Annotated in this window: 16 protein-coding genes and 4 tRNA genes; all 20 read right to left on the reverse strand. The window is 65.1% G+C overall.

All coding sequences use genetic code 11. The features are described from left to right. Positions 1–47: 47 nt before the first annotated feature. The 20 genes from rpoC to trpE all read right to left on the reverse strand — a co-directional run bounded on the left by rpoC (position 48) and on the right by trpE (position 20325). A complete protein-coding gene (gene rpoC, locus BN948_RS06275; protein WP_009516201.1) occupies positions 48–4259 on the reverse strand; it encodes a DNA-directed RNA polymerase subunit beta' in 4212 nt (1403 codons plus the stop codon). A gap of 25 nt (positions 4260–4284) precedes the next feature. Then, positions 4285–8403, reverse strand: coding sequence for a DNA-directed RNA polymerase subunit beta (gene rpoB / locus BN948_RS06280; RefSeq protein WP_035620817.1), 4119 nt, complete (start codon positions 8401–8403; stop codon positions 4285–4287). Positions 8404–8702: 299 nt separating this feature from the next. Next, entirely contained in the window at positions 8703–9080 is a 378-nt protein-coding gene (rplL, locus tag BN948_RS06285; protein WP_009516203.1) for a 50S ribosomal protein L7/L12, read from the reverse strand. A gap of 46 nt (positions 9081–9126) precedes the next feature. Continuing rightward, the gene (gene rplJ, locus BN948_RS06290; RefSeq protein ID WP_009516204.1) at positions 9127–9633 is read right to left on the reverse strand and encodes a 50S ribosomal protein L10; all 507 of its coding nucleotides are present in this window, start codon (positions 9631–9633) and stop codon (positions 9127–9129) included. A 235-nt stretch (positions 9634–9868) separates the two neighbouring features. Next, the gene (rplA, locus tag BN948_RS06295; RefSeq protein ID WP_009516205.1) at positions 9869–10564 is read right to left on the reverse strand and encodes a 50S ribosomal protein L1; all 696 of its coding nucleotides are present in this window, start codon (positions 10562–10564) and stop codon (positions 9869–9871) included. Next, the gene (rplK, locus tag BN948_RS06300; protein WP_009516208.1) at positions 10565–10996 is read right to left on the reverse strand and encodes a 50S ribosomal protein L11; all 432 of its coding nucleotides are present in this window, start codon (positions 10994–10996) and stop codon (positions 10565–10567) included. Between the two features lie 111 nt (positions 10997–11107). Continuing rightward, on the reverse strand, positions 11108–11683 hold the full coding sequence (gene nusG / locus BN948_RS06305; RefSeq protein WP_009516209.1) for a transcription termination/antitermination protein NusG: 576 nt from the start codon (positions 11681–11683) through the stop codon (positions 11108–11110). 3 nt (positions 11684–11686) lie between these two features. Continuing rightward, a complete protein-coding gene (gene secE / locus BN948_RS06310) occupies positions 11687–12070 on the reverse strand; it encodes a preprotein translocase subunit SecE (protein WP_009516211.1) in 384 nt (127 codons plus the stop codon). A gap of 146 nt (positions 12071–12216) precedes the next feature. Continuing rightward, a tRNA-Trp gene (locus tag BN948_RS06315) sits at positions 12217–12292 on the reverse strand. A 33-nt stretch (positions 12293–12325) separates the two neighbouring features. Continuing rightward, on the reverse strand, positions 12326–13516 hold the full coding sequence (gene tuf / locus BN948_RS06320) for an elongation factor Tu (protein WP_009516401.1): 1191 nt from the start codon (positions 13514–13516) through the stop codon (positions 12326–12328). 47 nt (positions 13517–13563) lie between these two features. Beyond that, a tRNA-Thr gene (locus tag BN948_RS06325) sits at positions 13564–13638 on the reverse strand. A 54-nt stretch (positions 13639–13692) separates the two neighbouring features. Then, a tRNA-Gly gene (locus BN948_RS06330) sits at positions 13693–13766 on the reverse strand. 30 nt (positions 13767–13796) lie between these two features. After that, positions 13797–13882: transfer RNA gene (locus tag BN948_RS06335), tRNA-Tyr, on the reverse strand. A 63-nt stretch (positions 13883–13945) separates the two neighbouring features. Then, a complete protein-coding gene (locus BN948_RS06340; RefSeq protein WP_009520517.1) occupies positions 13946–14635 on the reverse strand; it encodes a uracil-DNA glycosylase in 690 nt (229 codons plus the stop codon). Beyond that, positions 14632–15432, reverse strand: coding sequence for an indole-3-glycerol phosphate synthase TrpC (gene trpC / locus BN948_RS06345; protein WP_009520518.1), 801 nt, complete (start codon positions 15430–15432; stop codon positions 14632–14634). Before trpC ends, BN948_RS06340 begins: the two co-directional genes overlap by 4 nt. Positions 15433–15442: 10 nt before the next feature. Then, positions 15443–16492 (reverse strand): anthranilate phosphoribosyltransferase, encoded by a 1050-nt coding sequence (gene trpD / locus BN948_RS06350; protein WP_009520519.1) that lies wholly within the window; start codon positions 16490–16492, stop codon positions 15443–15445. A gap of 13 nt (positions 16493–16505) precedes the next feature. Continuing rightward, on the reverse strand, positions 16506–17153 hold the full coding sequence (locus BN948_RS06355) for a LysE family translocator (RefSeq protein WP_009520520.1): 648 nt from the start codon (positions 17151–17153) through the stop codon (positions 16506–16508). Between the two features lie 12 nt (positions 17154–17165). Further along, the gene (gene ltaE, locus BN948_RS06360; RefSeq protein ID WP_009520521.1) at positions 17166–18239 is read right to left on the reverse strand and encodes a low-specificity L-threonine aldolase; all 1074 of its coding nucleotides are present in this window, start codon (positions 18237–18239) and stop codon (positions 17166–17168) included. Continuing rightward, positions 18236–18820 carry an anthranilate synthase component II gene (locus tag BN948_RS06365; protein ID WP_035620866.1) on the reverse strand — a complete coding sequence of 195 codons (585 nt, stop codon included), beginning with the start codon at positions 18818–18820 and terminating at the stop codon, positions 18236–18238. The genes ltaE and BN948_RS06365 overlap by 4 nt, the downstream gene beginning before the upstream one ends. 5 nt (positions 18821–18825) lie before the next feature. After that, complete coding sequence (gene trpE, locus BN948_RS06370; RefSeq protein ID WP_009520523.1) at positions 18826–20325, reverse strand: anthranilate synthase component I; 1500 nt, start codon at positions 20323–20325, stop codon at positions 18826–18828. Between the last annotated feature and the right edge of the window lie 269 nt (positions 20326–20594).

Below are 20594 nucleotides of genomic sequence, written 5' to 3' on the forward strand. Positions count from 1 at the left end.
CCGGCCTTTCGACCGGGGGCTTGTGGGCGGTGACGGGCGTCGGCCGCTTACTCGGCGGACTCGCCAGCCGCCGCATCGGCCTGGTCGGCCGCCAGCGACAGGGCGTCGGCCTCGGCGATGGCACGGCGCTCTTCGTCGTCCATCTTCTCCTTGACCTTGCGCGCCTCGTGATAGGCCATGCCGGTACCCGCGGGGATCAGGCGGCCGACGATGACGTTCTCCTTCAGGCCACGCAGCTCATCGCGCTTGCCCATGATGGCCGCTTCGGTCAGCACGCGCGTGGTCTCCTGGAAGGAGGCCGCAGAGATGAACGAGTCGGTGGACAGCGAAGCCTTGGTGATACCCAGCAGGATGTTGCTGAAGGTCGCGGGGATCTTGCCGTCGGCGCGCAGGGCGTCGTTGGTGTTGAGGATCTCCGAACGCTCGACCTGCTCGCCGCCGATGTAGGACGAATCGCCCGGGTTCTCGACCACGACGCGGCGCAGCATCTGGCGAACGATCACCTCGATGTGCTTGTCGTTGATCTTCACACCCTGCAGTCGGTAAACGTCCTGCACCTCATCGACGATGTAGCGCGCGAGCTCCTCCATGCCCAGCAGGCGCAGGATGTCCTGCGGGTCGGCCGGGCCGTCGACGATGCTCTCGCCCTTGTTGACCACCTGGCCTTCGTGCACCAGGATGTTCTTCTCTTTCGGGATGAGCTCTTCCCAGACCTTGCCCTCGGGGTCGGTGATCTGCAGGCGGATCTTGCCCTTGGTCTCCTTGCCGAAGGACACGGTGCCGGTCATCTCGGCGAGGATGCCGGCGTCCTTGGGCGAGCGCGCCTCGAACAGCTCGGCCACGCGCGGCAGACCACCCGTGATGTCGCGGGTCTTCTGGCCTTCCACCGGGATGCGGGCCAGCACCTCGCCGGGGCCCACGTCCTGGCCGTCGCGCACCTGGATCAGCGCACCGACCTGGAAGCCGATGGTCACGGCGTGGTCGGTGCCGGGGATCTTCACCTCGCTGCCGGAAGCGTCGATCAGCTTGACCTGCGGACGCACCACTTTCGTGGCGCCGCGGCGCTTGGGATCGATCACCACCAGCGTGGACAGACCGGTCACGTCGTCGACCTGCTTGGCGACCGTGAGGCCCTCTTCCACGTTCTCGAACTTCACCGTACCGGCGAATTCCGTGATGATGGGTCGGGTCAGCGGGTCCCAGTTGGCCAGGATGGTGCCGGCCTTGATGGTCTGGTCCGGCTTGACGGTCAGCGTGGCGCCATACGGCACCTTGTGGCGCTCGCGCTCGCGGCCATGCTCGTCCTGGATGATGATCTCGCCCGAACGCGCGATCACCACCAGCTCGCCCTTGGAGTTGGTCACGTAGCGCATGGTGGCGTTGAAGCCGATCACGCCGCTGGACTTGGCTTCCACGCTGGAGGCAACGGCCGCACGCGACGCCGCACCACCGATGTGGAAGGTGCGCATCGTCAGCTGCGTGCCGGGTTCGCCGATGGACTGCGCGGCGATCACGCCCACCGCCTCGCCGATGTTGACCAGGCCACCGCGGCCGAGGTCGCGGCCGTAGCACTTGGCGCACAGGCCGTAGCGGGTTTCGCAGGTCAGCGCAGTGCGCACCTTGACTTCGTCGACGCCAGCGGCCTCGAGCATGTCGAGCGTGTCCTCGTCGAGCATTTCGCCCGGCTGCACCAGCACGGCGCGCGTCTCGGGGTGGATCACTTCCTCGGCCGTGGTGCGACCCAGGATGCGGTCGCGCAGCGACTCGATCACCTCACCGCCTTCGACAATGGCGCGCATCAGCGTGCCGTTGGAGGTGCCGCAATCCTGGTGGGTGACCACCAGGTCCTGCGTCACGTCCACCAGGCGGCGCGTCAGGTAGCCCGAGTTCGCGGTCTTCAGCGCCGTGTCGGCCAGGCCCTTGCGGGCGCCGTGTGTCGAGATGAAGTACTGCAGCACGTTGAGGCCTTCACGGAAGTTCGCCGTGATGGGGGTCTCGATGATGGAGCCGTCGGGCTTGGCCATCAGGCCGCGCATGCCGGCGAGCTGGCGGATCTGCGCCGCGGAACCGCGGGCGCCGGAGTCGGCCATCATGTAGATGGAGTTGAACGACTCCTGGTCCACTTCCTTGCCGCTGCGGTCCGTGGTCTTCTGCTTGGCCAGCTGGGCCATCATGACCTTGGAGATTTCGTCGCCGGCCTTGCCCCAGATGTCCACCACTTTGTTGTAGCGCTCGCCAGCGGTCACGAGACCGGAGGCGTACTGCTGGGCGATCTCTTTCACCTCGGATTCGGCACGTTCGATGATGCCGCTCTTCTCCTTCGGCACCAGCATGTCGTCCACAGCGATCGAGATGCCCGCGCGGGTGGCGAGGCGGAAGCCGTTCTGCAGCAGCTTGTCGGCGAAGACCACGGTTTCCTTCAGGCCGCACTTGCGGAAGCTCGCGTTGATGAGGCGCGAGATTTCCTTCTTCTTCAGCGGCTTGTCGAGCACCGAGAAGGGCAGGCCCTTGGGCAGGATCTCCGACAGCAGGGCGCGGCCGACGGTGGTGTCCACCAGCTTGAGGCCGGCGACGAACTCGCCGCTGACCTTGTCCCTGGTCCACTCGATCAGGCGCACGCTCACGCGCGCGGTGAGTTCCACCACGCCGTTGTCCAGCGCGCGCTGCAACTCGGGCAAGTCGGCGAAGATCATGCCTTCGCCCTTGCCGTTGATCTTCTCGCGCGTGGCGTAGTACAGGCCCAGCACCACGTCCTGCGAGGGCACGATGGAGGGCTCGCCGTTGGCGGGGAACAGCACGTTGTTGGAGGCCAGCATCAGCGTGCGGGCTTCCAGTTGCGCTTCCACCGACAGCGGCACGTGCACGGCCATCTGGTCACCGTCGAAGTCGGCGTTGAAGGCCGCGCAGACCAACGGGTGCAGCTGGATGGCCTTGCCTTCGATCAGAATGGGCTCGAAGGCCTGGATGCCCAGGCGGTGCAGCGTGGGCGCGCGGTTCAGCAGAACCGGGTGCTCCTTGATGACCTCTTCGAGGATGTCCCACACCACGGGGGTGCCGGCTTCCACTTCCTTCTTGGCGGCCTTGATGGTGGTCGCGATGCCCATGGCTTCCAGGCGCGAGAAGATGAAGGGCTTGAACAGTTCCAGCGCCATCAGCTTGGGCAGGCCGCACTGGTGCAGCTTGAGCGTGGGGCCCACCACGATGACCGAACGGCCCGAGTAGTCGACGCGCTTGCCCAGCAGGTTCTGGCGGAAGCGACCGCTCTTGCCCTTGATCATGTCGGCCAGGGACTTGAGCGCGCGCTTGTTGGCGCCCGTCATGGCCTTGCCGCGGCGGCCGTTGTCCAGCAGGCTGTCCACGGCTTCTTGCAGCATGCGCTTCTCGTTGCGCGCGATGATCTCGGGCGCCTTCAACTCCAGCAGGCGCTTCAGGCGGCTGTTGCGGTTGATGACGCGGCGGTACAGGTCGTTCAGGTCCGAGGTCGCGAAGCGGCCACCGTCCAGCGGCACCAGCGGACGCAGGTCCGGCGGCAGCACGGGCAGCACGTCGAGCACCATCCACTCGGGCTTGATGCCCGAGCGCTTGAAGGCCTCGATGACCTTCAGGCGCTTGGCGTTCTTCTTGATCTTGAGTTCCGAGCCGGTCAGGTCATTGCGCAGCTTCTCGATCTCGACATCGAGATCGATGGCTTCGAGCAGCTCCTTGATGCCCTCGGCGCCCATCTTGGCGACGAACTCGTCACCGTATTCCTTGCGCTTGGCGTCGTAGTCGTCCTCGGACATGATGCCGAACTTCTTCAGCGGGGTCATGCCGGGGTCGGTCACCACGTACGCTTCGAAGTACAGCACGCGTTCAATGTCGCGCAGCGTCATGTCGAGCACCAGGCCCAGACGCGACGGCAGCGACTTCAGGAACCAGATGTGCGCGCAGGGCGCGGCCAGGTCAATGTGGCCCATGCGCTCGCGGCGCACCTTGGTCTGGGTCACTTCGACGCCGCACTTCTCGCAGATCACCCCACGGTGCTTCAGGCGCTTGTACTTGCCGCACAGGCACTCATAGTCTTTGATGGGGCCGAAGATCTTGGCGCAGAACAGGCCGTCGCGTTCCGGCTTGAAGGTGCGGTAGTTGATGGTCTCGGGCTTCTTCACTTCACCGAAAGACCACGAGCGGATTTTTTCCGGCGATGCCAGGCCGATGCGGATGGCATCGAAATGCTCGTCGGGCGTGAACTGCTTGAACAGGTCGAGCAAGGATTTCATGTGAGCTTTCCTTTACTTCTGTGGATCACGAACGCTCGAGTTCGATGTCGATGCCGAGCGAGCGGATCTCTTTGACCAGCACGTTGAACGACTCGGGCATGCCCGCGTCGATGGTGTGCTCGCCCTTGACGATGGACTCGTACACCTTGGTGCGGCCCTGAACATCGTCGGATTTGACGGTGAGCATTTCCTGCAGGATGTAGGAGGCGCCGTAGGCTTCCAGCGCCCACACCTCCATCTCGCCGAAACGCTGGCCACCGAACTGCGCCTTGCCGCCCAGCGGCTGCTGAGTGACGAGCGAGTACGGGCCGGTGGAGCGGGCGTGCATCTTGTCGTCGACCAGGTGGTGCAGCTTCAGGAAGTGCATGTAGCCCACGGTGGTCTTGCGCTCGAAAGCATCGCCGGTGCGGCCGTCGTAGAGCTGCGCCTGGGTGCGCGTCTCGGTCAGGCCTTTGAGGGCGGCGATGTCGTCCGGGTAAGCCAGCTTGAGCATCGCGCGGATCTCGTCTTCCGAGGCGCCGTCGAACACGGGCGACGCGAAGGGCACGCCGTGCTGCAGGTTTTCGGCCATCTCCAGCACCTCGGTGTCGGACATGGCGGCGAAGTCCTCTTTCTTGCCCGCCTGGTTGAAGATGGTCTCGAGGTACTGGCGCACCTCGGCGACCTTGGCTTCGCGCTGCAGCATGTCACCGATGCGCTGGCCCAGGCCCTTGGCGGCCCAACCCAGGTGCACTTCCAGCACCTGACCCACGTTCATGCGCGAGGGCACGCCCAGCGGGTTGAGCACCACGTCGGCGGGGGTGCCGTCGGCCATGTGCGGCATGTCTTCCACGGGCACGATCTTGGAGACCACGCCCTTGTTGCCGTGGCGGCCGGCCATCTTGTCACCGGGCTGAAGGCGGCGCTTGACGGCCAGGTAGACCTTGACCATCTTGAGCACGCCCGCGGGCAGCTCGTCGCCCTGGGTGAGCTTCTTGCGCTTCTCTTCGAAGGCGAGGTCGAAGCTGTGGCGCGTCTGCTCCATCGAGTTCTTGATCGATTCGAGCTGGGCGGCCACGTTGTCGTCCGCCGGGCGGATGTCGAACCAGTGGTACTTCTCGACATCGGCCAGGTAGGCCTTGTCGATGGTCGTGCCCTTGGCGAGCTTCTTCGGGCCGCCGTTGGCGACCTTGCCCGTGATCAGCTTCTCGATGCGGTCGAAAGCGTCGGCCTCAACGATGCGCAGCTGGTCGTTCAGGTCGAGGCGGAAGCGCTTCAGTTCATCGTCGATGATTTGCTGGGCGCGCTTGTCGCGCTGGATGCCTTCGCGGGTGAAGACCTGCACGTCGATCACAGTGCCCTGCGAGCCCTGTTCGACACGCAGCGAGGTGTCCTTCACGTCGGAAGCCTTCTCGCCGAAGATGGCGCGCAGCAGCTTCTCTTCGGGCGTGAGCGTGGTCTCGCCCTTGGGCGTGACCTTGCCGACCAGCACGTCGCCGGGCAGCACCTCGGCACCCACGTAGATGATGCCGGACTCGTCGAGGCGGTTGAGTTGCTGCTCGGCCAGGTTCGGGATGTCGCGGGTGATTTCCTCGGCACCGAGCTTGGTGTCGCGCGCCATCACCACCAGCTCCTCGATGTGGATGCTGGTGTAGCGGTCGTCGGCCACCACGCGTTCGCTGATGAGGATGGAGTCCTCGAAGTTGTAGCCGTTCCAGGGCATGAAGGCGATCAGCATGTTCTGGCCGATCGAGATCTCGCCGAGGTCGGTGGACGCGCCGTCCGCGATCACGTCACCCTTGGCCAGCTTGTCGCCCTTCTTGACGATGGGGCGCTGGTGGATGTTGGTGTTCTGGTTGGAGCGCTGGTACTTGATGAGGTTGTAGATGTCCACACCCACTTCACCGGCCACCGCCTCCTCGTCGTTGACGCGGATCACGATGCGGGTGGCATCGACGTAGTCGACCACGCCGCCGCGGTTGGCGGTCACGACCGTGCCCGAGTCGATCGCGGCGACGCGCTCGATACCGGTGCCCACGAAGGGCTTCTCGGGGCGCAGCACGGGCACGGCCTGGCGCGACATGTTGGCGCCCATCAGCGCGCGGTTGGCATCGTCGTGCTCCAGGAATGGCACGAGCGAAGCGGCCACCGAGACGATCTGCGCCGGCGACACGTCCATGTACTGGATGGTGTCGGGACCGGTCAGGATGGATTCGCCCTTCTCACGCGCCGAAACCAGCTCACCGACCAGCTTGCCGTCCTTGTCGAGCGCGGCGTTGGCCTGGGCGATGACGTACTTGCCTTCCTCGATAGCGGACAGGTAGTCGATCTGGTTCGTGACCTTGCCGTCGCTCACGCGGCGGTACGGCGTCTCGATGAAGCCGTACTCGTTGAGACGGGCGTACAGGGCCAGCGAGTTGATCAGACCGATGTTCGGGCCTTCCGGCGTTTCGATCGGGCAGACGCGGCCGTAGTGCGTGACGTGCACGTCGCGCACCTCGAAGCCGGCGCGCTCGCGCGTCAGACCGCCCGGGCCCAGGGCCGAGACGCGGCGCTTGTGCGTGATCTCGGCCAACGGGTTGGTCTGGTCCATGAACTGCGAGAGCTGCGACGCACCGAAGAACTCCTTGAGGGCCGCGGAAATCGGCTTGGAGTTGATCAGGTCGTGCGGCATCAGCGGCTCTTGCTCGGCCTGGCCCAGGCGCTCCTTCACGGCCTTCTCGATGCGCGCGAGACCGGTGCGGTACTGGTTCTCGGCGAGTTCGCCCACGCAGCGCACGCGGCGGTTGCCCAGGTGATCGATGTCGTCGACTTCACCGCGGCCGTTGCGCAGGTCCACGAGGATCTTCACCACGGCCAGGATGTCGTCGTTGGAGAACACCATGGGGCCGGTGGCCTCGTTGCGGCCGACGCGAGCGTTGAACTTCATTCGGCCCACGCGCGAAAGGTCGTACGTGTCCGGGTTGTAGAACAGGCGATGGAACAGGGCCTGCACTGCGTCCTCGGTCGGCGGCTCACCAGGGCGCATCATGCGGTAGATGGCCACGCGCGCGGCGAACTCATCGGCGGTCTCGTCGATGCGCAGGGTCTGGCTGATGTAAGCACCCTGGTCGAGTTCGTTGGTGTAGATGCAGGCCAGCTCCTGGATCGACGCGGCGCGCAGCTTCTTGAGCAGCGCCTCGGTGATCTCCTCGTTGGCCTTGGCGATGATCTCGCCGCTGTCCGGGTCAACGATGTTCTTGGCCACCACGCGGCCAATGAGGAAGTCCTCCGGCACGCTCACGTGGGTGGTGCCCGACTGCTCCATCTCGCGCGTGTGGCGCGCGGTGATGCGCTTGTCCTTGGCTACCACCACCTTGCCCGATTTGTCGGTGATGTCGAAGCGCGCCACTTCCCCGCGCAGGCGCTCAGGCACGAAGGCCATCTGCGCGCCGCTGTCCATGATGCGGAAGTGGTCGTTGACGAAGAAGTTCGCCAGAATCGTTTCCGGCGTCAGGCCGATGGCCTTGAGCAGGATGGTCACCGGCATCTTGCGGCGGCGGTCGACGCGGAAGAACAGCACGTCCTTCGGGTCAAACTCGAAATCAAGCCACGAGCCGCGGTAGGGAATGATGCGGGCCGAGAACAGCAGCTTGCCCGAGCTGTGCGTCTTGCCCTTGTCATGTTCGAAGAAAACACCCGGCGAGCGGTGAAGCTGCGAGACGATCACGCGCTCGGTGCCGTTGATGATGAACGAGCCCTTGTCGGTCATGAGCGGCACTTCGCCCATGTAGACCTCTTGCTCCTTCACTTCCTTGACCACCTTGGACTGCGGCGTGGAGGACTCGCGGTCGTAGATGATGAGTTGCACGCGGGCGCGCACGGCGGACGCAAAGGTCAAGCCGCGCGTCTGGCATTCGCGCACGTCGAACGCTGGCTTGGCCAGGTTGTACTCCACGAACTTCATCTCGACGAAGCCATTGTGCGAGACGATCGGGAACGCGGCAGTAAAGGCGGCCTGCAGGCCCTCTTCGGTGCGCTGCCTGGGCAGCACATCGGCCTGCAAGAAGGCGGTGTAGGCGTCCTTCTGCATCTGCAGCAGATAGGGGATGGTGAGCACGTTCTCGCGCGTGCCGAAACTTTTTCGGATGCGCTTGCGTTCGGTGTATGAGTACTTCGATGCCATGAGATCTCCGGGCTTGAGGTCTTGGCGACTGTCGGTCAGCGGCGCGCTGCGCTGACGAGCTTGGTGGCTGGCCTCTACCAACCGATGGCGGACGGCCCGCGCGTTGCACGCGGGCCCGAACCAAGTGGTCTTCTGCAGTCGGGGTCAGAAAACACTGATAAGAAGACTCACCAGAGTCTGCTTATCGGTGTTTCATCAAAACACTCGGAAAGGTCGCGAAGCGGCCATTCCGGGTGTGCTCTGAAAGCACACAAGGCTGGAGGCCCTTGCGGACACTCCAGCCTGCAGGGCGGAGCAGATTACTTCAGCTCGGCCTTGGCGCCGGCTTCCACCAGCTTCTTCACGGCGGCTTCGGCGTCGGCCTTGGCGATGCCTTCCTTCACGTTCTTCGGCGCGCCGTCGACCAGGTCCTTGGCTTCCTTCAGGCCCAGGCCGGTGATTTCGCGCACAGCCTTGATCACGGACACCTTGTTGGCGCCGGCTTCGGTCAGCACGACGTTGAACTCGGTCTTCTCTTCAGCGGCGGCGGCGGCGCCACCACCACCGGCGGCGGCCGGGGCGGCCATCGCGGCGGCGCTCACGCCGAACTTCTCTTCGATGGCTTTCACCAGGTCGTTGAGCTCCATGACCGACATGCTGTCCAGGGCGGTCAGAAATGCGTCTTTATCGAATGCCATTTGAATTTCCTATCAATCGGTTGATGTTTGCGGGAAGCTGCGGCCATCAGGCGGCAGCGGTTTCGCCTTCGCCTTTTTTCTTGGCCAGCGCGCCGAGCACCACTGCGGTGCGCGAGATCGGCGACTTGAGCAGGCCACAAAGCTGTGCCAGCAGAACCTCTTTGGAGGGGATGCTGGCCAGTTGCTTCACACCCTCGACGTCCAGGGCCTTGCCACCGTAGACACCGCCGCGAATGACCAGCTTGTCGTTGGTCTTCGCGAAATCAGCCACCACTTTCGCGGCGGCCACGGCGTCTTCGGAGAAGCCGTAGACGAGCGGACCGGTCATCTTGTCGGCCACCACCTCGAACGCACTGCCGGCGACCGCGCGGCGAGCCAGGGTGTTTTTCAACACACTCAGACTCACACCGCTCTTGCGGGCGCTGATGCGCAGTTGGTCCATGGAGGCAACCGTGATGCCGCGGTATTCCGCCATCACGAGGGTTTGAGCTTTGGCGGCGAGGCTGGTCACTTCATTGATGACCGCTTCTTTCTCACTGCGATTCAGACTCAAGGTTCACTCCTTCAATGTGCGGGGGCGTCACCACCCACCACACGCCTCATTGCAGCGATCAACCGTTGCAGGACACTCTCGAATCCTTCAGCGGCGGGATCGCCATCTGCGTTGGCCTTTGACGATTAAGCCGACCGGTCAAGGTCGGCGCCAACGGTCTCGGATGGCTTCGCGGTTTGCCAGAAGGCGCACCACGAACCCACCACACCCGGGCACCCGAGGGCGCCCGAATTCATCACGCCGAGATGGTCTGGGTGTCCACACGGACACCCACGCCCATCGTCGACGACACGGCCACCTTGCGCAGGTAGATGCCTTTGCTGGTGGCCGGCTTGGCCTTGTTCAGCGCGTCGAGCAGCGCCACCAGGTTGCCCTGGAGTTGCGTGGCGTCGAACGAGCGGCGGCCGATCGTGCCGTGCACGATGCCGGCCTTGTCGACGCGGAACTGCACCTGGCCCGCCTTGGCGTTCTTCACCGCGGTGGCCACATCCGGCGTCACGGTGCCGACCTTGGGGTTGGGCATCAGGCCACGGGGACCGAGCACCTGACCCAGGGTACCCACGATACGCATGGCATCGGGGGAGGCAATCACGACGTCGAAGTTCATGTTGCCGGCCTTGATGTCGGCCGCCAGGTCGTCCATGCCGACAATGTCGGCGCCAGCGGCCTTGGCCTCTTCGGCCTTGGCGCCCTGGGCGAACACCGCCACCCGCTTGGTCTTGCCGGTGCCGTTGGGCATCACGACAGCACCACGCACCACCTGGTCGGACTTCTTGGCGTCCACGCCGAGCTGGATCGCCACGTCGATCGACTCGTCGAACTTGGCCGTGGCGAATTCCTTGACGAGCTTAAGCGCTTCATCCAGCGTGTACAGCTTGGTGCTGTCGATCTTGCCGTCGAATGCTTTCTGCTTTTTGGTGAGCTTGGCCATTTACACGCCCTCCACGATCACGCCCATCGAGCGGGCCGAACCCGCGATGGTCTTGACGGCTGCGTCGATGTCGGCAGCGGTCATGTCCTTCATCTTGGTCTTGGCGATTTCCTCGAGCTGGGCCCGGGTGATCTTGCCGACCTTGTTCTTGTTGGGCACCGAGGAGCCCTTGTCGAGCTTGATGGCCTTCTTGATCAAGGTGGTCGCCGGGGGCGTCTTGATGATGAAGGTGAAGCTCTTGTCCGCGAACGCGGTGATCACCACGGGCAGCGGCAGACCAGGCTCCACACCCTGGGTCTGGGCGTTGAACGCCTTGCAGAACTCCATGATGTTGAGGCCACGCTGACCCAGCGCCGGGCCAATCGGGGGGGAGGGGTTGGCCTTACCAGCTGGCACCTGCAGCTTGATGAAGCCGACGATTTTCTTCGCCATTTTTCAGCTCCTGCGAGTGCAAACGGTGGGGTTTCATGCCACCTCCTCGCGGTTGGGACCCGGAGATACAACAGCGCAGGTGTCGGGCCGAGCCACCTGCGCCTGAGCGCGTCAGGTCTTCTCGACCTGGCTGAATTCGAGTTCGACGGGCGTGGCGCGGCCGAAGATGGTCACCGACACGCGCATCTTGTTCTTCTCGTAGTTGACTTCTTCCACCGTGCCGTTGAAGTCGGTGAACGGGCCTTCCTTGACTCGCACGTATTCGCCGACGACGAACTCCACCTTGTGGCGGGGCTTGTCGGTGCCTTCCTGCATCTGGCTGACGATCTTCTGGACGTCTTCCTCGGAGATCGCCACCGGGCGATTCTTGGCGCCACCGACGAAACCTGTCACTTTGTTGGTGTGCTTGATCAGATGCCAGGACTCGTCGTCCATCACCATTTCAACCAACACATAACCCGGGAAGAACTTGCGCTCTGTCGTGCGCTTCTGACCGTTCTTGACCTCGACCACTTCTTCTGTCGGCACAAGGATGCGGCCGAACTTGCTCTGCATGCCAGCGCGGTTGATGCGTTCGATGATGTTGCGTTCGGCGGCTTTCTCCATGCCTGAGTAGGCGTGCACCACGTACCAGCGCATACCGTCGGCGGGAGCCAGCGAGGCCACTGAACTCTGTTCTTCGGTCATTGCTTATTTCCTCCAGCCCAGGATCAGGTCGTAGAAGACCCACTCCAAGGTCTTGTCCGTCAACCACAGGAACAAGGCCATCACCACCACGAAAGCGAAAACGTAGGCCGTCATCTGCATCGCCTCCTTGCGGGCGGGCCACACGACCTTCTTGACCTCTTTCCACGAATCGCGGCCAAAGGCGATGAGCTGGCGACCCGACTCGGACGCCACAAACACCCCGATGGCCGCCGCGAGCGCCACCAACAGGGCGCCCCACTGCGCCAGTGCGCCACGGCCCGCAAGCAAGTAGAAGGCCGCGAAACCGCCAACCGCCAGCACGACAGCCAAGCCGAGCTTGGCCTTGTCGGCACCGGAGTGAACGGTCTGAACGTCGGAGGAAGCCATGTGGACTAAGACTAATGTTTTCGAATGACGCGCCTCAAGCCGCTGGAGCAGGAGACACGCAAGCCCACCAGAGGTCTTGACGACTTCGGTGGGCTTGTGGACCACGAGACAGAGAGCGTTGTTGGGCTCTATCGGTTCCTGTCAGGTGGCAGGGGCAGAGGGAATCGAACCCCCAACCTTCGGTTTTGGAGACCGACGCTCTGCCAATTGAGCTATACCCCTACGCAGTTTTCAGTGACCCAGGCTGACCTGGTATCACTCGATGATTTTGGCCACGACGCCGGCGCCGACGGTGCGACCGCCCTCGCGGATGGCGAAGCGCAGACCTTCTTCCATGGCGATGGGCGCGATCAGCTTGACGGTGATCGAGACGTTGTCGCCGGGCATGACCATTTCCTTGTCCTTGGGCAGCTCGATGGAGCCCGTGACGTCGGTGGTGCGGAAGTAGAACTGCGGACGGTAGTTGTTGAAGAAGGGCGTGTGACGGCCGCCTTCGTCCTTGCTGAGCACGTACACCTCACCGGTGAAGTGCGTGTGCGGCTTGATGGAGCCGGGCTTGCACAGCACTTGGCCGCGCTGCACTTCTTCGCGCTTGGTGCCGCGCAGCAGGATACCGACGTTGTCGCCCGCCTGGCCCTGGTCCAGCAGCTTGCGGAACATCTCCACGCCCGTGCAGGTGGTCTTCTGGGTGGCAGCAATGCCGACGATCTCGATTTCTTCGCCGACCTTGACCACGCCACGCTCGATACGGCCGGTCACCACGGTGCCGCGACCCGAGATGGAGAACACGTCTTCGACGGGCATGAGGAAGGCGCCGTCCACCGCGCGCTCGGGCGTGGGGATGTAGCTGTCCAGCGCGTCGGCCAGGCGCATGATGGCCTGCTCGCCCAGCTCGCCCTTGTCGCCCTCGAGGGCGAGCTTGGCCGAGCCCTTGACGATGGGGGTGTCGTCGCCAGGGAAGTCGTACTTGGAGAGCAGCTCGCGCACTTCCATCTCAACGAGCTCGAGCAGCTCGGCGTCGTCGACCATGTCGCACTTGTTGAGGAAGACGATGATGTAGGGCACGCCCACCTGGCGGGCCAGCAGGATGTGCTCGCGCGTCTGGGGCATCGGGCCGTCAGCGGCCGAGCACACCAGAATGGCGCCGTCCATCTGGGCGGCACCGGTGATCATGTTCTTCACGTAGTCGGCGTGGCCGGGGCAGTCCACGTGGGCGTAGTGGCGATTGGCCGTCTCGTATTCCACGTGCGCGGTGTTGATGGTGATGCCGCGCGCCTTTTCTTCCGGAGCCGCGTCGATCTGGTCGTAAGCCTTGGCCGCGCCGCCGAACTTGCTGGCCAGCACCGTCGTGATCGCCGCCGTCAGCGTCGTCTTGCCGTGGTCCACGTGCCCGATCGTGCCTACGTTCACGTGCGGCTTGGTCCGCTCGAATTTTTCCTTAGCCATTTCTTCAGCTCCAAAAACGAAATTGCCGAAACACCCAATCAAGCAACTGGTGCCCATGGCGGGAATCGGACCCGCGACCTCTCCCTTACCAAGGGAGTGCTCTACCACTGAGCCACATGGGCCAAGGCACCGGCACCGCCGGCACCCGAAAACTTTCACTCACCACCGACAGGACATGGAGCGGGAGACGGGAATCGAACCCGCGTCATCAGCTTGGAAGGCTGGGGTTCTACCATTGAACTACTCCCGCCCGGGCTGGCATGCCTTTTCGGTCGCGCTTTGGTGGAGGAGGCTGGATTCGAACCAGCGTAGGCGTAAGCCAACAGATTTACAGTCTGCCCCCTTTAGCCACTCGGGCACCCCTCCATAGCGCAGCCGACGATTATGCCATGGAAATGTGGCGACCGCCCAGCGACCTGGGACGGCGCTTCACCACTGGATCGGCGCCTCGCCCTGCCCGGCCAGCCAAGCGTTGACGGCTCCGAAATGCCCACAGCCGAGAAAAGGCGCGGGACCACGGCGAGCCGACAGCGGCGACGGGTGATTGGCCTGCAGCAAGTGGTGCCGCGCATCGATCAGCCCCGCCTTCTTCTGGGCGTGAGCCCCCCACAGAAGAAAGACTTTGGGACTCATCGATGCCCCCACATGCTGGATCAATTCGTCAGTGAGCACTTCCCAACCTCGCCCTGCATGACTGGCGGGCGCACCTTCCTCCACCGTCAGGCAGGTATTGAGCAGCAGCACGCCTTGCTCGGCCCAGTGCACCAGAGAGCCGCTCATGGGAGGCAACAGCCCGAGGTCGCGCTGGCGTTCCAGAAAGATGTTTCGCAGGCTGGGTGGCCACTTCACGCCCGGCGCGACCGAGAAGGCCAGGCCTTCGGCCTGGCCTGGACCGTGGTAGGGGTCCTGGCCCAGGATCACCACGCGCACCGACTCCGGCGGCGCAAGCGCGAGCGCGCGCAGCGGTTCGGGCGGGTAAATGGTGGCGCCCTGCTCCAGGCGCTGCGTGAGGAAGACCTTGAGAGCGACGCCAGCGGGTGATGCCGCAAAGGCGTCCACCAACGCCGCCCAGCCAGACGCCACTGGCCAGCGCGTGATGTCAGCACCTTGGAGCTTCATGCGAACAGTTCGGCCAGCGCCAGGCCCGGTTCGTCCGCCCGCATGAAAGCCTCCCCGACCAGGAAGGCGTGCACGCCGGCGGCGCGCATGGTCTGCACGTCAGCCCGCGCGAGGATGCCCGACTCGGTGATCAGCAGCTTGTCGGGCGGCACCTCGGGCAGAAGGTCGAGCGTGGTTTGCAACGACACCTCGAAGGTCTTGAGGTTGCGGTTGTTGATGCCCAGCAGCGGCGTCTTGAGCTTGAGCGCACGCTGCAGCTCCCCGCCATCGTGCACCTCGACGAGCACCGCCATGTCCAGGTCCATCGCGATGGCCTCGAGTTCGGCCATGCGCGCATCGTCCAGGCATGCTGCGATGAGCAGGATGGCGTCCGCCCCCATGGCCCGCGCCTCGTAGACCTGATACGGGTCGACCATGAAATCCTTGCGCAGCACAGGCAGCGCGCAACTCGCGCGCGCCTGCTTGAGGTAGTCGGCCGACCCCTGGAAGAACTGCCGGTCGGTCAGCACCGACAGGCAGGCCGCGCTCACCGCGCCGTCTCCCTCGGCGTAGCTCTGCGCGATGTCGGCGGGAATGAAATCCTCGCGCAGTACGCCCTTGCTGGGGCTGGCCTTCTTGACCTCGGCGATCACCGCGGCCTGACCGGCGGCGATCTTGGCGCGCAGCGCGCCCACGAAGTCACGCGTGAGCACGCGGCTCTCGGCGTCCTCGCGCATTGCTTCCAGCGGTTTCTTCTTCTTCGCGGCCGCCACCTCTTGGTGCTTCACAGCCACGATCTTGTCGAGGATGTCGCTCATGTCTGCCTCCTCAAGCGACCGCAAAGGCCTTGAGCTGCTCGAGCTTGGCCAGCGCCGCACCCGACTCCAGCGTGCGCCGTGCCAGGGCGATGCCCGCTTCCACGTCCGCCGAGACGTTGGCGGCATACAGCGCCACGCCCGCGTTGAGCACCACGATTTCGCTCGCAGCCTTGAAGGCCGGACTCTCGCGACGCTCCAGGACCCCCAGCAGCATGTCGCGCGAAGCCTCCGGCGTGTCCACGCGCAGCGCGCGGTTGCTCGCCATGGTCAGGCCGAAGTCCTCGGGGTGAATCTCGTACTCGACGATCTCGCCGTTCTTGAGCTCGCCAACCATGGTGGCCGCGCCCAACGAGACCTCGTCCATGCCGTCGCGGCCATAAACCACCACCGCGTGTTCGGCACCGAGGCGCTGCAAGGCACGAACCTGGATCCCCACGAGGTCAGGATGGAACACGCCCATGAGGATGTTCGGTGCCGAAGCGGGATTGGTGAGCGGGCCCAGGATGTTGAAGATCGTCTTGATGCCGAGCTCGCGTCGCACGGGGGCGACGTTCTTCATCGCCGGGTGGTGGTTGGGCGCGAACATGAAGCCCACCCCCACCTGCTCGATGCAGCGGGCGATCTGTTCGGGCGTGAGGTTGATGTTCACCCCCAGGCTCTCCAGCACGTCGGCACTGCCGCTCTTGCTGGAGACACTGCGCCCGCCGTGCTTGCTGACGCGCGCACCAGCAGCCGCCGCCACGAACATGCTGCAGGTGGAGATGTTGAAGGTGTGCGAGCCGTCGCCCCCGGTGCCGACGATGTCGACCAAGTGGGACTTGTCGGCCACGTGCACCTTGGTGGAAAACTCGCGCATCACCTGCGCGGCGGCGGTGATCTCGCCGATGGTTTCCTTCTTCACGCGCAGACCGGTGATGAGCGCGGCCATCATCACGGGCGACATCTCGCCGCTCATGATGAGGCGCATGAGGTGCAGCATCTCGTCGTGGAAGATCTCGCGGTGCTCGATGGTGCGCTGCAGGGCCTCCTGCGGCGTGATGTGGTGGATGCGTTGGACCATGTGTCTCGTCTCCTCAGGCTCGGGAAGAAGGGTGATCGGTGAAGGCCAGGCGCAGGCCGAAGCCGATGAACAACGCCCCTGCGGCGCGGTCCATCCAGCCCATGGCGCGCTGAAGTGTGTGCAGGCGGCGCGCGGCCCAGGCCGCCAGCCAGGCGTAGCCCAGGTTGATGGGCAGCGAGTTGAGGTTGAACAGAACGCCCAGCAGCAGGAAGCTCAAGGCGGGGTGCGCAGCGTCAGGGCGAATGAACTGCGGCACGAAGGCGAGGAAGAACAACGCCACCTTGGGATTGAGCACGTTGGTGAGAAAGCCCCGGCGCCACACGGCCCAAAGGTCGGTTTCGGGCGGAGAACCCTCGTCCAGCGACAACCGGCCGCCACGCGACAACAGCAGCCTCACGCCCATCCACAGCAGGTAGGCCGCGCCGACCCACTTGAGCACCGTGAACGCAGTGGCCGAGGTGGCCAGCAGCGCGCTCAGGCCGGCGGCTGCGGCAAAGACGTGCACGAAGCAGCCGCTGATGATGCCCAGCGCCGCCACCATGCCGGCGCGCGCGCCGCTGCGCAGGCCGTGGCTCACGATGTAGAGCACGTCGGGCCCCGGCGTGAGGTTGAGCAGCCAGCCGGCCGCGATGAACAGGAGCAGTTGCGGCAGATCGGGCATGGTCTGTCCGGCTCAGTACACCGCGTGGCCGCGTGCAGCGGTGCCCTGCGGCGCGGCACGATCGAAGAAGTCGCGCACGCTGGCCAGCGCGTGGTCGATGGCGGCAGCGTCCACGCCCAGGTGCGTGACGAAACGCAGGCCGATCAGCCCCGTGGCCAGCACGCCCTGACGCTCCAGGTGGGCGAGCAGGTCCGGGCCGCGACCGTCGGCCACATCGACGAACACGATATTGGTCTGCGCCGAGCGCACCGCGAGGCCGTCGATGGTCGCGAGACCCTGGGCCAGCCGCTGCGCGAGCGCGTGGTCGTCGGCGAGTCGATTGACGTGGTGGTCCAGCGCGTGCGAGGCGGCGGCTGCGAGCAGGCCCGCCTGGCGCAGCCCCCCGCCGACCATCTTGCGCCAGCGGCGCGCGCGATCGATCAGTTCACGCGACCCGCACAGCGCCGAGCCCACGGGCGCGCCCAGCCCCTTGCTGAAGCACACCGAGACGCTGTCGAAGCGGTCGGTGATGGCGCGCAGCGCGGCGATCACGTCGCCGCCCGCGCCTGCGTCGGACACCGCCGCGTTGAAGACGCGCGCGCCATCGAGATGAAGCGCCAGTCCGTGGCGACGCGCGAGTTCGGTCATGCCGTCCAGATAGGCCGCCGGCATGGGGTGGCCGTTCCACGTGTTCTCCAGACACAGCAGGCGCGTGCGCGCGAAGTGCGGGTCGTCGGGCTTGATCGCGGCCTGTACGTCGGCCAGCTTCATCAGGCCCTGTGAATCCTGCGCCAGCGGCTGCGGCTGGATGCTGCCCAGCACCGCGGCACCGCCGCCCTCGTAGCGATAGGTGTGCGCGTTCTGGCCGACGATGTATTCGTCGCCTCGGCCGCAGTGGGCCATCATCCCGCACAAGTTGCTCTGGGTGCCGCTGCTCATGAACAACGCGGCCTCCTTGCCAGTGAGCGCGGCAATCTTTTCTTGAAGGGCGTTCACGGAAGGGTCATCACCGAACACATCGTCGCCCAGGGGCGAGGCCATCATGGCCTCGCGCATGGCCGCGGTGGGCTGTGTGACGGTGTCGCTGCGCAAGTCAACCATGTTCATGCGTTCTGCTCCAGGAAGTTCTTGAGCATCGCGTGCCCGTGCTCGGTAAGGATGCTCTCGGGGTGGAACTGCACCCCCTCGATTGCAAGGGTCCTGTGCTTCACGCCCATGATCTCGCCGTCGTCCGTCCAGGCAGTGACCTCAAGATCGGCCGGACAGTCGTCGCGGCGGATCGCCAACGAGTGGTAGCGATTGACGGTGAAGCGCTCGGGCAGCCCCGCGAACACACCGCGCTGCGTCGTGCCGATCTCGCTGGTCTTGCCGTGCATCAACTCACGGGCGCGCACGATGCTGCCCCCAAAGGCCGCGCCGATGCTCTGGTGTCCCAGGCACACACCCAGGATGGGCAGCTTGCCGGCGAAATGGCGGATCGCTGGCACCGAGATGCCCGCCTCGGCCGGCGAGCAAGGCCCGGGAGAGATGACGAGTCGGTCCATGCCGCCCGCGTCCAGCCGAGCCTGCAGTTCGTCCAAGGTGATCTCGTCGTTGCGCACCACGTCCACCACGGCACCCAGCTCGCCCAGGTACTGCACGATGTTGAAGGTGAACGAGTCGTAGTTGTCCACCATGAGGACCTTGATGCCACTCATTCCAGGCCCTCCTCGACCAGTTCGGCCGCGCGCAGCAACGCGCGCGCCTTGTGCTCGGTTTCCCTCCACTCCATCTCGGGCACCGAATCGGCCACCACACCAGCCGCTGCCTGCACGTACAGCACCTGGTCCTTCACGATGGCCGTGCGGATGGCAATGGCCACGTCCATGTCGCCCGCGTAGCTGAGGTAGCCGCAGGCGCCGCCGTAGATGCCGCGCTTGACCGGCTCGAGCTGGTCGATGAGTTCCATGGCGTGCACCTTGGGTGCGCCCGTGAGCGTGCCGGCGGGGAAGGTGGCCCTGAGTACGTCCATGTTGGTCATGCCATCGTTGAGGATGCCCTCGACGTTGCTCACGATGTGCATCACGTGGCTGTAGCGCTCTACCGCGAAGGCCTCGGTCACCTTCACGCTGCCGATCTTTGCGATGCGGCCGATGTCGTTGCGCGCGAGGTCGATCAGCATCACGTGCTCGGCGCGCTCCTTGGGGTCGTTGACAAGCTCGACCTCGGTGGCTTTGTCCCTCTCGGTCGTGGCGCCGCGCGGGCGCGTGCCGGCCAAGGGGCGGATGGTGATCTTCTGCCCCTCTTCCGTGTGCTCCTGGCGCACCAGGATCTCCGGGCTCGCCCCCACCACGTGGAAGTCGCCGAAGTGGTAGTAGTACATGTAGGGCGAGGGGTTGAGCGAGCGCAGCGCACGGTACAGCGACAACGGCGACTCCGTGTAGCGCTTCTGAATGCGCTGGCCCACCTGCACCTGCATGAAGTCACCCGCGGCGATGAGCTCCTTGGCGCGCTCCACGGCCGCCAGGTAGTCGGCCTTGGCGAAACCGCGCTCGGCCGGATGGTGCTGGGTGGGTTTGACCTGCGGCGCGCTGACCGAGTACTTCAGCGCCTCCTTCAGCTCGCGCAGGCGCTTCTTGGCAGCGCTGTAGGCCTCCGGCTGGCCTGGGTCGGCGTAGACGATGAGGTAGAGCTTGCCCGAGAGGTTGTCGATGACCGCGAGTTCTTCGCACTGCAGCAGCAGGATGTCGGGACAGCCCAGGGTGTCGGGCGGGCAGCCGGCTTGCAGCTTCTTCTCCACGTAGCGCACCGCGTCGTAGCCGAAGTAGCCGGCCAGGCCGCCGCAGAAACGCGGCAGGCCCGGGCGCAGCGCCACCTTGAAGCGCTGCTGGTAGGCGGCGATGAAGTCCAGCGGGTTGCCGTGCGCGGTTTCGACCACTTCGCCATCGCGCACCACCTCGGTCTTCGCCTCGGCGCCGAAGCCGCTGGCACGCAGCAGGGTGCGAGCGGGCAGGCCGATGAAGCTGTAGCGGCCGAAGCGCTCGCCGCCCACCACCGATTCCAGCAGGAAGCTGTGGCGGCCGTCGCCGCGCCCATGGGCGAGCTTGAGATAGAGGGAGAGCGGGGTTTCGAGGTCGGCGAAGGCCTCGAGCATCAGCGGGATGCGGTTGTAGCCCTGCTGGGCGAGGCTCTTGAATTCCAGTTCGGTGATCATGTTCGTTCCATCCGTCCGGGGCCGCCGCGAAGCGGTGGGGGCAGGCGGCCGGGGGTTCCATCGGTCCGGCAGGCGAGCTGCCGGGGGGCGCTGCGGGCGGCGGAGGCGCTCAGGCGCCGGGCCGGTCTCCGCGGGGGGAGGGGTGCACGTTCAGGCTGGCTTGCGCCAGGGCCAGGCTCCCCCGCCATGGAGGCGCGGCAGTGAGCCGAGGGTGAGCGTGCAGGGACGAAACATGGTGCGCGCACTATATCAAAGCGCCACGACAAAGC

Source organism: Hydrogenophaga intermedia, assembly GCF_000723405.1.
In the GTDB taxonomy this organism is placed as follows: Bacteria; Pseudomonadota; Gammaproteobacteria; order Burkholderiales; family Burkholderiaceae_C; genus Hydrogenophaga; species Hydrogenophaga intermedia.

Excerpts from the sequence above, each read along its gene's own strand:
- rpoC (WP_009516201.1), bottom strand. The coding sequence starts at position 4,259 with ATGAAATCCTTGCTCGACCTGTTCAAGCAGTTCACGCCCGACGAGCAT.
- rpoB (WP_035620817.1), bottom strand. The coding sequence starts at position 8,403 with ATGGCATCGAAGTACTCATACACCGAACGCAAGCGCATCCGAAAAAGT.
- rplL (WP_009516203.1), bottom strand. The coding sequence starts at position 9,080 with ATGGCATTCGATAAAGACGCATTTCTGACCGCCCTGGACAGCATGTCG.
- rplA (WP_009516205.1), bottom strand. The coding sequence starts at position 10,564 with ATGGCCAAGCTCACCAAAAAGCAGAAAGCATTCGACGGCAAGATCGAC.
- rplK (WP_009516208.1), bottom strand. The coding sequence starts at position 10,996 with ATGGCGAAGAAAATCGTCGGCTTCATCAAGCTGCAGGTGCCAGCTGGT.
- nusG (WP_009516209.1), bottom strand. The coding sequence starts at position 11,683 with ATGACCGAAGAACAGAGTTCAGTGGCCTCGCTGGCTCCCGCCGACGGT.
- secE (WP_009516211.1), bottom strand. The coding sequence starts at position 12,070 with ATGGCTTCCTCCGACGTTCAGACCGTTCACTCCGGTGCCGACAAGGCC.
- tuf (WP_009516401.1), bottom strand. The coding sequence starts at position 13,516 with ATGGCTAAGGAAAAATTCGAGCGGACCAAGCCGCACGTGAACGTAGGC.
- BN948_RS06340 (WP_009520517.1), bottom strand. The coding sequence starts at position 14,635 with ATGAAGCTCCAAGGTGCTGACATCACGCGCTGGCCAGTGGCGTCTGGC.
- trpC (WP_009520518.1), bottom strand. The coding sequence starts at position 15,432 with ATGAGCGACATCCTCGACAAGATCGTGGCTGTGAAGCACCAAGAGGTG.
- trpD (WP_009520519.1), bottom strand. The coding sequence starts at position 16,492 with ATGGTCCAACGCATCCACCACATCACGCCGCAGGAGGCCCTGCAGCGC.
- BN948_RS06355 (WP_009520520.1), bottom strand. The coding sequence starts at position 17,153 with ATGCCCGATCTGCCGCAACTGCTCCTGTTCATCGCGGCCGGCTGGCTG.
- ltaE (WP_009520521.1), bottom strand. The coding sequence starts at position 18,239 with ATGAACATGGTTGACTTGCGCAGCGACACCGTCACACAGCCCACCGCG.
- trpE (WP_009520523.1), bottom strand. The coding sequence starts at position 20,325 with ATGATCACCGAACTGGAATTCAAGAGCCTCGCCCAGCAGGGCTACAAC.